The organism is Halioxenophilus aromaticivorans (assembly GCF_042850945.1).
GTDB lineage: Bacteria > Pseudomonadota > Gammaproteobacteria > Pseudomonadales > Cellvibrionaceae > Halioxenophilus > Halioxenophilus aromaticivorans.
Map to the genome: position 1 here is coordinate 5,550,919 of NZ_AP031496.1, position 13,299 is coordinate 5,564,217.

Below are 13,299 nucleotides of genomic sequence, written 5' to 3' on the forward strand. Positions count from 1 at the left end.
CTTACTCGGATGTCTCAGAAAGACGGGTTTTTAGACGCTGCACACGGGCCGCTAGGCGATCCGCAGCTAGGCGCAGGGATTGATTACGCTGGCGAAAATCTTCGAACAGGGCGCGATTGGGCAGCAATTGCAGCTCTTCTACACCGAACTCCACTGCCTGCTGAGTAACATTTCGGCCTCTAGCCTGGCCCCAGGCAAACGCCTGCCGAGCGCCGCTGGCAACGCCGTGGCCCACCACATCGCCCAAGTAACGATTGGCCATATCTTCCCAATCGATATCTAATTGGCTGGCCAAGGCCTGCCACTGCTGCAGCAACTGAGTGCTGCCCCGCACCGAAAGATGGTGTTGCGCCAGGCTTTCACCGCTGTTGAGCCAGGCCAGAATATCGGCCAAGCTGCCCGAGACTTCGGCGTCCGCCGCCTCGGCGTGGCCACGCAGTTGCAATTGCCCTTGGGCACAAAACACCGCTACGGTTAGGCTGGGCTGGCTTAGGTGTATGGCCAGGGTTTTACCCTCTAGCTGTTGCAGATGGGCCTGGCTGCCAGGGTCGAACTGCAGCAAGCCATTGGCGGTGCGCTCGGCACTGGCCAACAGTGCGGTGGTGAGGGTTGGGCCCAGCATTAAGGTTTAAGGCCCATGTGCAGCGCCACCACTCCGTTAGTCATATTGTGGTATTGGCAACGCTCAAAGCCTGCGTTTTGCATCATATCTTTGAGGGTTTCTTGATCTGGGTGCATGCGGATACTCTCAGCCAGATACTGGTAGCTTTCGCTGTCGTTGGCGATCACCTTGCCCATTAACGGTAGTACTTTAAAGGAGTAGTGATCGTAGAGTTTTTCCATAATCGGGCTTTTAGGTTTGGAGAATTCCAACACCAGTAGGCGGCCACCGGGTTTAAGCACCCGCTGCATGGAAGCCAGCGCCAGGTCTTTGTCGGTAACATTGCGCAAACCAAAAGCAATAGTGATGCAATCGAAGGTGTTATCCGGGAAGGGCAAATACTGAGCATCGGCTTGGCAGTAGGCAATATTACCGGCCACACCGCGGTCGGTGAGCTTGTCGCGGCCTACTTTGAGCATGGAATCGTTGATGTCAGCCAACACCACGCGGCCTTGGGGGCCAACCAAGCGAGAGAACTGAAAGCTCAAATCACCGGTCCCGCCGGCGATATCCAACACCGCCTGGCCGGTACGCACGGCGGACATTTCAATGGTGTAGCGCTTCCACAATCGGTGCACTCCACCGGACATCAAATCGTTCATGATGTCGTACTTAGCGGCCACGGAGTGGAACACATCCGCCACTCGGCCAGCTTTATCGGCTTTGTTAACCCGCTGGTAGCCAAAATGGGTGGTATTGTCTTCGCTCATGGTTGGTCCTGTTGGTAGGAATTTGAGCCGCTGGCAGGTTAGCAATCACTTGCGCCAGCGTACATTGCCAAGATTGGCCGGCTATTGTACGCCAAGCGCCGCACAGTTTGCAGTGTTGGTGCTTGCGGCCTGCAGATGGGCTTATTTACCATGCCAAGTTGCATCAACGCTCTCACCCACAGGAATAACCGCATGCGAAATTTACACCGAGTTATTGTAGGCCTGTTTTTGTTGCTGGGCTTAACTACCGTTACCGCCGAACCCGAGCCACTGTGGCTGGATGTACGCACGGTCGATGAATACAACGCCGACCACATCGACGGCTCTGTTCTTCTCCCTCACACCAATATCAACCGAGTGAGTGCCATGGCCCTGGGAGAAAAAAACGACCCAATCTATGTGTATTGTCGCTCTGGCCGCCGTTCTGCCATCGCCCTAAAAACCTTAGAGGAACTAGGTTTTACTAACGTCACCGACTTGGGTGCCTACAGCGCGGCGCAACAGCTCTTTTACCAAGAGAACCCGGCGCCTGGGGAATAATTCGTTGCCTAGCGTGCCAACCTTTCTGCAGCACAAAATCCCGCCTCCGGTATTAGGCGTTTTAGTGGCGCTGGGTATGTTGTATTTGGCCAAGGCAGGCGAATCGCTAAATTGGCCCATGGGGGTACGCTGGCTGGGCGCGCTTGGTTTTTTTGTGGTCGGTCTAGCCATTGAGCTAACGGCAATAATCTCTTTTCGAAAAGCCAAAACCACCATCAACCCGCTAACACCCAATGACAGTTCCCAGTTAGTGGCCCACGGCATTTATCGCCTTAGCCGCAATCCCATGTATGTGGGCATGGTTTGCCAGTTGTTGGCAATGAGTTGGTACCTGGCGGCACCGATCACACTTCTGGGTTTACCGGTATTTATCTGGCTGATTAACGAGTGCCAGATCAAACCCGAAGAGGCCGCTCTTAAAGAGCGGTTTGGCGAGCACTTTCACCAGTACCAAGCACGGGTGCGGCGCTGGCTTTAAGGGCCTCACCCGTTGTTGCAGGGGCGAGTCTACTGCAGAGGCGAGTCGGAGGGCAGGCGACGGGGCTTAAACGTTACCCAAAATACTCCTCGGAAATCTCCCGGGGCAAAGCCAAGGGCATTGTCTTCTGGATACAGAGCATCAATTCTTTGGCCTAAGCTTGGGGCAAGGTCACTACCGTGGCAGCTCAAACACATGGGCTGCACGGTGATGGGTTCAACGTAGGCCGCCAGCTCGTAGGGCAGCGACAAGGACACAGGACCCTGGTCGGGGTTAGCCACAAACGACTCCACCACCGGCGCCAACCACGCCGATGGCCTGTTTTGGGGGTTGCGTAGTTTGTGGCTACTGCGGCCAACAGTGACTTCACCGAAGGATAAACCTTTTGCGATGCCAGGTGCCTGCAGCTTGCACACCTGCAAAGCCTGCTCTGGGCCTGCGGCCATGCCGTTTTTTAGCGCGGCTTTTAATTGCTGTTTAAACGGCAGCAGTAAAGCCGCGCCCTGGGTGGCTACCATGGACTTTTGCTCGTCAGTTAGCGTTGTAACGGCTTGCGGCTGCGGAGGTTGCTCTGCACAACCGAGCAAGAGAGGTAACCAGCTCAGTTGCCAATACCTTCGGATAGATAGGGCCATGGGTTCTCCTAAGCCGGCGCGGCATGATGTCTGTAAACGATAAACTAGTGCGATTCTACCGCATCGCCCGGCACGGGCGTCCCAGACCTTGGTTTTAGCAAGCCATAAACATTGACCAAAATCAAAACCAAGCCAATGCACTCTAGCAACCAATTAATTTTGAACCCGTAGCGAAAATGCCACCACATAACATCGGGGGTTTGGAACACAGTAACCCGAATAATGGCGTAACAGGCCAACAGACTGAGGCCAAATATCGCCAGAATGTGCGCGCGCAACACATGCCGATATAAGTATAAAAATGAGCACACCAAAATCACCGATAACACGGCGCTGGATTTAATGAACCCAACTTGGACGATTCGCCTCTGCTCGTACCAGCCCTGGGCATGGGCCAGTGCGCCAGCCTCTTCAATCAGCAACTGGTGCAAATCCAACTGTTTGTTTAGCCCGAGAAATAATAAAGCCAATGCAAACAACAACCATAATATTCGCTGCCGTTTAACCTGGCTGGCAAATAAACCATTGGCACGCCGATTAACGCAATAGGCGCCGTAGGCTGCCACCATATACAAAATAGCTGTAACCCAACCACCTACGGTTGGATCTCCGACTTTAAATGACCAAGCTTCTCGCACGGCGAAAACATGCACGACTGTTACTCCTTTAAACAGTGAGCGCCTACTAACAAATCAACCGGTAACAAACAGCCGACATCGGAACAACCGGGCGGTGCCAATCAAAATGGCACTCTTTAAACCCATTAACATGATCCAAGTCGACCTTAAAAACCCCGTTTAGTTTAGTGTGCATTCACCAACCCAGGCTGAATAGTTCGGCTGACGGAACGCTCCTTCTAACATTCAACAAGCCTTAACCACCGCACATCCGCCAGGTAGCAGGGGCTATTTGCGCGCCGCCTTACTGTGAACTATACATTGGTAATATTCGACACACTGCCACTGTTGTCGGCGCGTGGGAAGTGCTGGTGTGGCGACCGATCGAGTGCCTAAACGCAGCGCGGAATCGAAAGACACTCATAGGTAAGGTATCTATGAGTGAAAACGTTCCTACGATAAAACTATGAGTGAAACCACCATTGAACAAAACATTAACCAGCCAACAGCTCTTTTCCCACGTTCATCGAACCTGGGAATGCTACAGCCAATCGCCCCTTAACCAAGTAGCGGATAACCACTACGAAGCCACCTGGGCGGAAGACTTGGACTGGTTTGCAGCCAAAGCAAAGGCACCGAACGATTGTGCACTGTTGTTTGGCATAGACCCTGTATTGGGCCTTTTGATTAGCGGCGAAATGTTCGACCGGCCAACCACCTTTATAGATCAAGCCGACGTCCACGACGCCCTGGGTGAACTCACCCATATTGTGGCCCGCACCATCACCGCTGACTTGGGCATTAACCACAGCTTGCAAACACCAGTGGCGGTTACCACGCGACAGCGGCAACATTTTTTAAACGCGTTTAACGTTGAATCGGAAATGTTGGCGCAAAGCGATCACCACTACTTTTACTCCGCTCTTGTGAGCAGCAAGGCCGCTAACTGAACATGGAAAAAGCGCGTGTTTTAATCGTCGATGATAGCCGGGCAATCCAGACGATTATTCGTCGTGGTTTGGCCAAGGTCGACAGCGTAGAAATGGAAACCCGCGTCGCCAACGACGGCGTGGAGGCATTTGATATCGCGCGTAGCTGGGCTCCCCAACTCATATTAGCCGACTGGCATATGCCCAATATGAACGGGCTAGAATTACTGCAAGCTATTAACCAAGAGATGCTGGGCATTAAACTGGGCTTTGTTACCAGTGAAACCTGCCAGGCACGCTTGGACGAGGCCCGTGATGCTGGCGCGAAATTTATTGTAAACAAACCGTTTAACATGGAGGAGCTTACCGCTACCTTGTTACCGGTATTGCAACAACAAACAGAAGTGACGGTATACGATGAAGACGGTAACAGCAAGGCTCGCTTAGCTGACATAGAATACCTACAACAAACCGTGGCCAGCAAATGCCCGTTTACCGTGAGCTTGACACAGGCCGAGCCCATATCGGCAGAAAGCATTAAGCCGCCCTTTGCCATGGGCTTTTACCACCAACCGGATCAAAGCAAAATCGCCGCCCTGTGCCTTATGGATATGCAAGCCGCCTGGGTTATCGGTGCTAGCGCTAACAAAACCAGCCCACAAAAGCTGCGTGAACTTTTACAGCACAAAAAACTGCCCACGACCTACATTAATAGTTGTGAGGCAATGGCTAAAACCCTTGGGGCGAGCTTTACCGACTCCGCCAACCACAGCAAACCGTTACAGTTAAACCGGTTTAATTTTATTAACAAGTCCTTTCCAAAATTAAAGTCGCTGCTCAGTACCGCCACATCCGAACGCATGGATGTCAATATTACCGCCCCAGGCTGTGGTAACGGCCGGTTAATTTTAGTGACCTCGTAGGTACGTTTATGTCGCAAGATATCGCCATTGCTATCATTATTAATCTAGGCCTGATACTGATTTTTTCCTGGGCGTTTTTCTGGGTGATGCTGACCATGAAAAACAAGGAAGCTGAAAAAATCAACAAGGCGGTGAAAAAGGCCAGCGACGACGGCGACAAGAAACCCTCAAGCACTGCAAGCAACAAAGAACCGAGCAAAGAGAACAATACTAAATCGCCTCCGGAAGAAGACGAATTTTTGACTAAACTTCGTCAACAAAAGCAGCAGCAATTAAAGCGTGTGAATGACGTCAACTCTCGTCTGCAAAGCCAGAACAGCAGCGATAAAGACATGGTGCAATTGGCGGAGGATATCAGCGAGTTGGAGCTGCAGTTGCACCAAAGCCTGAACGACATCAACCAACAGGCCGCCGAGTTTGGATCCGCCGGTGGCAGCAAAGACCAATTTACGGCAGACGAAGATACCCCAGCCAGCAGGGCTGATTTATTAAAACTGAAGAATAAGCTTAGCAACGCCCGCTCTGAGGCCCACGGTCTAAAAGGCGAGGTAGAGAAACTCAGCAAACAAAATAACCAGCTTCAACGCTACCGCACAGAGCACCAAGAAATGTCCAATAAGGTGGCGGATTACATCGAACAAAACCGTAAAAGCGTTAAAATCATCAGCGCCCTTAAACACAAGCTGGATGCAGCCCAGTTGGCTGCCGATGAGGCACGCGCCGCGTTAGAGGCGGCCAACGGCGATGCCGATGACGATGCCTTGCAGGCGGCCTTACTAAAAGCCGAGCAGGAACGCCAAGCCCTGGAAGATCAATACAACGAGCTTTTAGGTCAACTGGAAGGCGCGGAGAAAATCTCCGAAGAATTGGAGCGCAGCCAAAAAGAATGCGCCCAGTTGGAAGAGGCCTACCTAGCACTGGTGGCCGAGTTAGAACAAGAATCCCAGATAGAGTTTGCCGTAGAGGGCGAAGACGCCGAATTTGGCAACGACGATTTCGGCAAACCCAGCAAAACTAACTCTGCCACCGCCGCCAGCGCGGCAATGAATATCTCCACCGAGGCACTGGATGAAATCGCCGATTACAACGAAAACTGGCTGGCGGATGCGACTAAAAAAGCTGGCTGATCACGCCGAGCGATGCACCAAACTACCTCGAATATTCGAAATATCTTTAGCCGGGGAACAACCGTATAAACGGCTGTACTCACGACTAAACTGAGACGGACTCTCATAGCCAACTTTATAAGAGGCGCTGGCGGCGTCTAAGTCCTCTGATAGCATCAACCTACGAGCCTCTTGCAGACGCAATTGTTTCACATATTGCAATGGGCTCATGGCCGCCATGGTGCGAAAGTGATGGTGATAAGTAGACACACCCATACTGGCGATTTCTGCCAAGTCCTCTACCCGCACCGCTTGGGCAAAATTCATTTTCAACCAGGTTATAGATTTAGCCACCTGGGACGACTGCGTGCCCATGGCCGTAAGTTGACGTAAAAGACTACCCTGCTCCCCCACCAATAATCGATAGAAAATCTCTTTACGGTACAAGGGCGCCAACGCAGGAATGTGTTCTGGCTCATCCAATAAATTCAATAACTTAATAAATGGCTCAATCAACTGGGGCGTAAGCTGCCCGGTGGCCATGCCTCGACCATTACCGTGGCGGCTGGGCGTTGGCAGATGACCGTCGGCGATCAATTGGGTAATTTCTTTTTGATCGAACGTCAGTTTAAGCCCCAAATAGGGTGTGGTTTCACTGACGGCCAAAGCTTGAGCCATTACCGGTAAATGCAGGCCAGAAAAAAGGTAGTTTTCGGTGTCGTAGTAATAGGTTTCTTTACCCAATTGCACCCGCTTAGCGCCCTGGGCGATAAGACACACACTGGGCTCGTAAAACCCTGCCATGGGTGATGACATAGTGCTAATTTTAAATGCGGAAAGCCCCGGAACCTGGGTTTCCACGGCGACCTCTTGGCCCGTCACCGAAGCCACCGAGTTCGCCAAAATGCGCATTAGCTCTGCTTGATCTACCTGCATCATTGGGCTGCCTTAAACGATTATCGTATCAATACTAGTATATCGCCCTCGCTCCCCAGTAAAAATCATCTACGCCGGCATCAAGAGAAATAGGCAATGATACGGCAGAAATTGGCTACTCCTGATTTGCACGCCGCTCGTATGCTTTACACCACTGGAAATTGCTTGGTGAAGCATTGCCATTTTCGTGGCTGGCCGTCCTGGCTAGGAATACAAGCCAGCGGACATATGCCGTAGTATTCACTGAACGCCAATCCAACAACAAACAGGTAAATTTAGTGAGCAGAAATCATAAATCGGCAACACTTAGTGCGATATTGTTATTAATATTATTGCCTGCCTCGCCCTGGCTGCAAGCCAGTTCAGATAAAAACACGCTTAACCCTCGCCAGCAAGCGATTATTCCCATAGCGGCATTTACTGCCACTGGTGATTTGCAACGGTTAGAGCCCGCCTTACACCAAGGCTTGGAGCATGGCTTAACCGTAAATGAGATAAAAGAAATATTTATCCATTCCTACGCCTATGTAGGCTTCCCACGCGCGCTCAACGGCATCAATACTTTTATCAACGTGATGGATGAGCGCCAAAATAATGGATTAAAAGACACCACCGGCAAACAGGCCTCTCCGCTACCCGACAATTACGACGCCATAGAATACGGCCACCAAACTCGGAATGCCTTGGTAGGGCGAGACATTTCCAACCGTACAACCGGCTACGCGCCTTTTGTGCCAACCATTGATAATTTTCTGGTTAGGCATCTGTTCGCCGATATTTTTGTGCGTGATATTTTTAGCCATAAGGATCGTGAGCTGATAACCATTAGCATGCTAGCAGCGATGACCGGCACCGACCCGCAACTGCGCGGCCATTTAGGTATTAGTCTTCGAGTGGGTTTTACAGCCGAGCAACTGGGGGAATTTATCCAAATACTCAACAACCAAGTCAGTTCAGTTAGCGCCCAGCGCGCATTTGCTCTGCTTAAGCAACATAATCCAACGGGCTTAAAGCCCCTTCCCAGTGCGCCATTAACCGTTGCCAAACCGGGGGAAGCGACCATAGCGCCGGCGGATCGTTTCACAGGCACAGCCCGCATCAGCTTCCGATTTTCTTCTCCAGAGGACGGCGACTTCGCCGGCGGCTTGGTGGAGTTTGAAGCGGGCAGCAGAACCGCCTGGCACACCCACCCGAAAGGCCAAACGTTAATTGTTGTTTCTGGTACTGGCTGGGTGCAGTCTGAACATGGCGATATTCAAACCGTCTCCAAGGGCGATGTGGTCACCATTCCCGCCAACACCAAACATTGGCACGGAGCCACGGACAAGACAGCCATGACACACGTTGCAATAGCGACGTCACTGGCGGGGACGCGTGTCACCTGGTTAGAGAAAGTTTCACTTAACCCTACCGATATTAAAAATCCACAATAAAAAATAGGAAAATGTTATGACGTACTCGATCACCCCCAACATTGTATCTGCCACAGTAGCCATGTTGGCCGTGGTATTTTGCACTCAAGTTCTAGCAAGCGAAGAATCGGAGGCTTTAGCAGAATTGTCACAGCAAAAGTGGCAGTGGATGTCGGATAAGAATGTAAAGGAACTGGAGCCGCTTTTTCATAACGACGCTAAATTTGTTCACATGAGTGGCAGTTGGAAAAAACAACGCGAGCTGGACATCATTAAAGAAGGCAGTATCTGGTACAAAAACACCAAAGTGCACGATGTTGATGTAGAACTGATCGGAGACTCCGCGGTGGTATGGAGCAGAATTACCCTAGAAGCCCATGTACGGGGTAACGACGTGTCCAACGAATTCACCACCACAGAAGTTTTCGTCAAAGAAAATGGCCAGTGGCAAATATTGGCCCTCACCTTTAGTAAGGTTCGTGATAGCCACAAGATCGAACATTAAAATCAATTCGAGATCATTAATGAAAACACTGACGTTAAATAACGGCACGTCCATACCAACGCTTGGTTTTGGTGTGTTTCAAATCGACCCTAGCCAATGTGAGAGTGTCGTTATCGACGCCGTGGAAAGCGGTTATCGTCACATTGATACCGCGGCATCCTACGGCAATGAAGCTGCCGTAGGCAATGCCTTGCGCAGTACTGGCATACCGCGTGAAGAAATTTTTTTAACTACCAAACTGTGGTTACAGGGCGCCAGCTACGAAGGTGCCCTTGCCCAATTCCAACGATCGCTCGACCGGCTGCAAACCGATTACGTCGACCTGTATATCATTCATCAGCCCTATGGCGACGTGCACGGTGCATGGCGGGCTATGGAATCCCTACTGAAAGAAGGCAAGGTAAAGGCCATTGGCGTCAGTAACTTTTCTACCGATCGGGTGGCCGATCTTATGGCGTTTAATGAGGTGACTCCTGCGGTTAATCAAATAGAAATCAACCCGTTTAACCAACAATTACAACCCGCACCCTGGTTGCAAGCCAAAGGCATTCAGCCACAAGCCTGGGCACCCTTCGCGGAAGGTAAAAATAATCTCTTCCACCACCCGGCGTTAGCCGCCATCGCCCAAGTACATAGCAAAAGTATTGCTCAAGTAGTACTGCGTTGGCTGGTGCAAAGAGGTGTAGTGGCGCTGGCCAAAACCGTCGACAAACAACGCATGCAAGAGAACCAAAATATTTGGGATTTTGAACTAAGCGCGGCGCAAATGTTAAAAATTACGGCGCTAGACACCGGCACCAGTGCCTTTTTCTCCCACCACGATCCAGCTATGGTGGAATGGCTGTGCAGCTTTGAGCTGGATGTGTAAGTAGGACGTTTTCAAATGAAACGGCAGCTATGCCGTTTCACCACTGAAATAAAAACGTTTGTTTTTATTTTCACCACCTTCCCAATGGCTGATGACATTGAAATTAGTGGCGATTTTATCTGCCACGCCGGCGCCCAACCAAATACGATGTTTTCGGCTGGGCACTGGTTTTTTTAACCCGCAGTACGATTACGTAACCGAATATTAAGCAACTCCACCGCAAACGAAAACGCCATTGCAAAGTAGATATACCCCTTGGGTACGTGCACGTCGCAGCCTTCTGCAATCAGCGTAAAGCCCACCAGGGTTAAAAAAGATAAAGCCAGCATTTTAATGGTGGGGTTATTATCCACAAACTGGCCAATGGACTCGGCGGCAACCAGCATCACCACCACCGAAGCAACGATGGCTATCACCATCACACTTAGGTGATCCACCAAACCCACCGCTGTTATTACCGAATCCAAAGAAAAGACGATGTCCAATACGGCAATTTGCAGCACAACGGCCAGCATGCCCGCCGTCGCTCCAGACGCCGCCCTGTGCTCGGATGGCTCAAAGCTGTTGTGAATTTCATGGACTGATTTGGCCAGCAAAAACAAACCACCACCAATGAGAATGATATCCCGGCCGGAGATCTCTTGGCCGGCGGCACTAAACCACGGCTCAACCAACCCCATCACCCAGGACAAACTGAACAACAATAGCAAACGCGACACCATGGCCAAACCGATACCAATACGCCGGGCTTTGGCTCGGTTTTGTGGCGGTAGGCGGCCCACCAGTATCGAGATAAAGATGATGTTGTCGATGCCTAAGACTATTTCCAACGCCATCAGCGTTGCTAAGGCTACCCAGGCTTCTGGGCTAGTAAACCATTCCAGCATGATCATACCCTTTAGAGAAAGCTGCGGTTGCAGCGCAAGGGATATGGGGATGCTTTGGCCAAAAAACATGGCCAAGCAAAAATTTTAGCCATTGTTGAAAGCTATTCGCTCAGTTGCCCACAGCAGCAAACAGAAACTGAGATAAATGCAGTTATGCATTCACTGAAGAATACAGTGATAAGGAAATATTACACTCTCAGACAGGAAGGTTATTATCATGAATAGATTAGCTGGCCAGTCAATAAGAACGTTGTACATAATGTTAACGACCACGCTACTGTCAGCCTGCACGGTTAACTTAACCGACGAAACCGGCCCCAATTTAGCGGTAAACCCGCCCATCAATTTGCAGACGTTCGAGGCCGACGTTACGCGCAGAGGTGGCGTCACCATCGATGGTGTCACCGTGGCACTGGATGGCGGCGCAACTCAACCACTGACCGGCGTGGCAGTGGACGGCAACGGCGTGGGCACTTGGCGCGCCGATGTGTCTGTGGCCCCCTGCGAAGAGTTGGTGTCCTATCGCTTTAGCGTGGATTACAGTGCGCCTTCAAGTAGAACCAAAGTGTTCCCCGAGGAAGGCTCCTTTGTGCAGCCCATCAGCGGCACTGACCCGCTGTGTGACAATGTTATTTCGGCCTCTAAAACCTTTACCGTGAATAGCTACGAAGACTTACCCGATGGCAACCCAGGTGACGGCTTTTGCAACATAACCAACGCCAGCAACGATGGCACTTGCACCCTGCGGGCGGCGGTAATGGAAGCCAACGCTCGCTCCGGTGTAGACCTAATTAGAGTCCCTACCGGCCGCTATACACTAACGCGAGAGAAAACTGGCTCCGCGGAGGCCGACGATACACCGGAAGACGCCTGGGGAGACCTAGACATCACCGATTCTGTTGCCATTGTCGGCATTGTTGGCGACAGCATCCACATCGGCAGATTTATGCAGACGCAGACCAGTAGCGTTGGACCCGGAGGCTACTTGGTACCTGTCGTCAATTTCATCGACCGCCCGAATTCAAACAATACCTTTGTCAAAATTGATGGCGGTGAAATAGATCGGGTGTTCGATATACACGTCGGTTCGACCGACTCTGGGTTCGCCTTTTTCAATAAGATCGCCGTACTTAATGGCCACATCAACGATCGCCCCGGCGGAGGTATTTTGAATCAAGGAAGACTGCGTTTAAGTCGTGTGGCCGTGTACGATAATCGGCTATCCCAAGGATCTGGCGGAGCAGGCGGGGTATTTTCTCAAAACAAAGGAGCCGGCATAGCAAACCTCGGTGTTCTTGTAGCTGAAGAATTAGCCTTGGTGAATAACCGCATTCTAGGAACCACAGGTTTTGCCGGCGCTCTCTGGGCCAACGCCAACAGTAGCGCTACCATAAACAACAGCTTGTTAGCGTTGAATCAGGCACGCTTTAGTGGCGCAATTTATGTCGATAACGGCGAAGACGGTAGCGCTGCCGGCTCAGTTGCGCTCACTAATACGACGGTGGCTTACAACTCTAACAGCGGCAGTTCTAATAACGCCATTAATAACCACGGAAGCCTGACCTTAAATTTTGTAACGCTGGTGCAAAACAATCGTGGCGGGCTGGCCAGCAACGCTGGCAGCTTAAGCTCAGTAAGTAATAGTTTGCTGGCTAACAACGGCAGCAACCAGGATTGCGATAGCGGCACCGTTAATAGCTCAGGCGGTAATATCATTAAAGATAACGGCTGCACCATTGACGGTGCTCAGCTCAGTCCCGATCTGGTTGATTTTTCCGGTTCCGTTATCGCCGACAGTTTACGGCATCAAGGAGGGTTTACCTATGTTATCCCTATTCGACCGCCCTTTGATCCTAGCTCTTCTATCATCGACCCCACGGACCGTATCAGCGCAGCCATACCCAAGCCTGATTTTGATCAACGCGGCAGCGGTTTCGACCGAGCAATAGATGCCGACGGCAGTGGCGACGCTGAAATGGACCCAGGTGCTTATGAGTATTCACCGCGATGATTCTATGAGCCATTGTTAAATGCCTTCTCAGCTTCTGTTAAAGCAGATACGTCCGCATAACGGTCTCATCCCAGATGGTAG

The 13,299-nt window shown here is 51.2% G+C and carries 15 protein-coding genes; 9 read left to right on the forward strand and 6 right to left on the reverse strand.

Features of this window, described 5'->3' with window-relative positions; translation table 11 throughout:
- Window position 1: 1 nt before the first annotated feature.
- Complete coding sequence (locus ACGHM3_RS23615) at window positions 2-622, reverse strand: SCP2 sterol-binding domain-containing protein (protein WP_345424690.1); 621 nt, start codon at window positions 620-622, stop codon at window positions 2-4.
- Complete coding sequence (ubiE, locus tag ACGHM3_RS23620; protein ID WP_345424693.1) at window positions 622-1,371, reverse strand: bifunctional demethylmenaquinone methyltransferase/2-methoxy-6-polyprenyl-1,4-benzoquinol methylase UbiE; 750 nt, start codon at window positions 1,369-1,371, stop codon at window positions 622-624. Before ubiE ends, ACGHM3_RS23615 begins: the two co-directional genes overlap by 1 nt.
- 192 nt (window positions 1,372-1,563) lie before the next feature.
- On the opposite strand from ubiE, the gene ACGHM3_RS23625 reads away from it, so the two are divergent.
- Both ACGHM3_RS23625 and ACGHM3_RS23630 read left to right on the forward strand, forming a co-directional pair.
- The gene (locus ACGHM3_RS23625; RefSeq protein ID WP_345424696.1) at window positions 1,564-1,911 is read left to right on the forward strand and encodes a rhodanese-like domain-containing protein; all 348 of its coding nucleotides are present in this window, start codon (window positions 1,564-1,566) and stop codon (window positions 1,909-1,911) included.
- 13 nt (window positions 1,912-1,924) lie between these two features.
- Window positions 1,925-2,389, forward strand: coding sequence for an isoprenylcysteine carboxylmethyltransferase family protein (locus ACGHM3_RS23630; RefSeq protein ID WP_345425020.1), 465 nt, complete (start codon window positions 1,925-1,927; stop codon window positions 2,387-2,389).
- 29 nt (window positions 2,390-2,418) lie between these two features.
- Here the strand turns inward: ACGHM3_RS23630 and ACGHM3_RS23635 are convergent, their stop codons facing one another.
- Together ACGHM3_RS23635 and ACGHM3_RS23640 are read right to left on the reverse strand one after the other, a co-directional pair.
- Window positions 2,419-3,024, reverse strand: a complete 606-nt coding sequence (locus ACGHM3_RS23635) for a DUF3365 domain-containing protein (RefSeq protein WP_345424699.1) — start codon at window positions 3,022-3,024, stop codon at window positions 2,419-2,421.
- Window positions 3,025-3,068: 44 nt separating this feature from the next.
- Window positions 3,069-3,677 (reverse strand): hypothetical protein, encoded by a 609-nt coding sequence (locus tag ACGHM3_RS23640; protein WP_345424703.1) that lies wholly within the window; start codon window positions 3,675-3,677, stop codon window positions 3,069-3,071.
- 446 nt (window positions 3,678-4,123) lie between these two features.
- On the opposite strand from ACGHM3_RS23640, the gene ACGHM3_RS23645 reads away from it, so the two are divergent.
- Genes ACGHM3_RS23645 through ACGHM3_RS23655 form a run of 3 tightly spaced genes read left to right on the forward strand, consistent with a single transcriptional unit; the run spans window position 4,124 to window position 6,620 of the window.
- Entirely contained in the window at window positions 4,124-4,591 is a 468-nt protein-coding gene (locus tag ACGHM3_RS23645; protein ID WP_345424705.1) for a hypothetical protein, read from the forward strand.
- 2 nt (window positions 4,592-4,593) lie between these two features.
- Window positions 4,594-5,493: a response regulator gene (locus ACGHM3_RS23650; RefSeq protein ID WP_345424708.1), complete on the forward strand. Its 900-nt coding sequence runs from the start codon at window positions 4,594-4,596 to the stop codon at window positions 5,491-5,493.
- Window positions 5,494-5,501: 8 nt separating this feature from the next.
- Complete coding sequence (locus ACGHM3_RS23655) at window positions 5,502-6,620, forward strand: hypothetical protein (RefSeq protein WP_345424713.1); 1,119 nt, start codon at window positions 5,502-5,504, stop codon at window positions 6,618-6,620.
- On the opposite strand, the gene ACGHM3_RS23660 is transcribed toward ACGHM3_RS23655, so the two are convergent.
- Complete coding sequence (locus tag ACGHM3_RS23660; protein WP_345424717.1) at window positions 6,621-7,538, reverse strand: AraC family transcriptional regulator; 918 nt, start codon at window positions 7,536-7,538, stop codon at window positions 6,621-6,623.
- A 275-nt stretch (window positions 7,539-7,813) separates the two neighbouring features.
- Between ACGHM3_RS23660 and ACGHM3_RS23665 the strand changes: the two genes are divergently transcribed.
- Genes ACGHM3_RS23665 through ACGHM3_RS23675 form a run of 3 tightly spaced genes read left to right on the forward strand, consistent with a single transcriptional unit; the run spans window position 7,814 to window position 10,320 of the window.
- Window positions 7,814-8,968 (forward strand): carboxymuconolactone decarboxylase family protein, encoded by a 1,155-nt coding sequence (locus ACGHM3_RS23665; RefSeq protein WP_345424720.1) that lies wholly within the window; start codon window positions 7,814-7,816, stop codon window positions 8,966-8,968.
- A gap of 16 nt (window positions 8,969-8,984) precedes the next feature.
- Window positions 8,985-9,452: a nuclear transport factor 2 family protein gene (locus tag ACGHM3_RS23670; RefSeq protein WP_345424723.1), complete on the forward strand. Its 468-nt coding sequence runs from the start codon at window positions 8,985-8,987 to the stop codon at window positions 9,450-9,452.
- 19 nt (window positions 9,453-9,471) lie between these two features.
- Window positions 9,472-10,320, forward strand: a complete 849-nt coding sequence (locus ACGHM3_RS23675) for an aldo/keto reductase (RefSeq protein ID WP_345424726.1) — start codon at window positions 9,472-9,474, stop codon at window positions 10,318-10,320.
- 173 nt (window positions 10,321-10,493) lie between these two features.
- Here the strand turns inward: ACGHM3_RS23675 and ACGHM3_RS23680 are convergent, their stop codons facing one another.
- A complete protein-coding gene (locus ACGHM3_RS23680) occupies window positions 10,494-11,207 on the reverse strand; it encodes a TerC family protein (protein ID WP_345424729.1) in 714 nt (237 codons plus the stop codon).
- A gap of 217 nt (window positions 11,208-11,424) precedes the next feature.
- On the opposite strand from ACGHM3_RS23680, the gene ACGHM3_RS23685 reads away from it, so the two are divergent.
- Window positions 11,425-13,218, forward strand: a complete 1,794-nt coding sequence (locus tag ACGHM3_RS23685; protein WP_345424732.1) for a CSLREA domain-containing protein — start codon at window positions 11,425-11,427, stop codon at window positions 13,216-13,218.
- Window positions 13,219-13,299 lie beyond the last annotated feature (81 nt).

Coding starts and splice junctions, on each gene's coding strand:
- ACGHM3_RS23615 (WP_345424690.1), bottom strand. CDS start 622: ATGCTGGGCCCAACCCTCACCACCGCACTGTTGGCCAGTGCCGAGCGC.
- ubiE (WP_345424693.1), bottom strand. CDS start 1,371: ATGAGCGAAGACAATACCACCCATTTTGGCTACCAGCGGGTTAACAAA.
- ACGHM3_RS23625 (WP_345424696.1), top strand. CDS start 1,564: ATGCGAAATTTACACCGAGTTATTGTAGGCCTGTTTTTGTTGCTGGGC.
- ACGHM3_RS23635 (WP_345424699.1), bottom strand. CDS start 3,024: ATGGCCCTATCTATCCGAAGGTATTGGCAACTGAGCTGGTTACCTCTC.
- ACGHM3_RS23650 (WP_345424708.1), top strand. CDS start 4,594: ATGGAAAAAGCGCGTGTTTTAATCGTCGATGATAGCCGGGCAATCCAG.
- ACGHM3_RS23655 (WP_345424713.1), top strand. CDS start 5,502: ATGTCGCAAGATATCGCCATTGCTATCATTATTAATCTAGGCCTGATA.
- ACGHM3_RS23660 (WP_345424717.1), bottom strand. CDS start 7,538: ATGATGCAGGTAGATCAAGCAGAGCTAATGCGCATTTTGGCGAACTCG.
- ACGHM3_RS23670 (WP_345424723.1), top strand. CDS start 8,985: ATGACGTACTCGATCACCCCCAACATTGTATCTGCCACAGTAGCCATG.
- ACGHM3_RS23675 (WP_345424726.1), top strand. CDS start 9,472: ATGAAAACACTGACGTTAAATAACGGCACGTCCATACCAACGCTTGGT.
- ACGHM3_RS23680 (WP_345424729.1), bottom strand. CDS start 11,207: ATGCTGGAATGGTTTACTAGCCCAGAAGCCTGGGTAGCCTTAGCAACG.
- ACGHM3_RS23685 (WP_345424732.1), top strand. CDS start 11,425: ATGAATAGATTAGCTGGCCAGTCAATAAGAACGTTGTACATAATGTTA.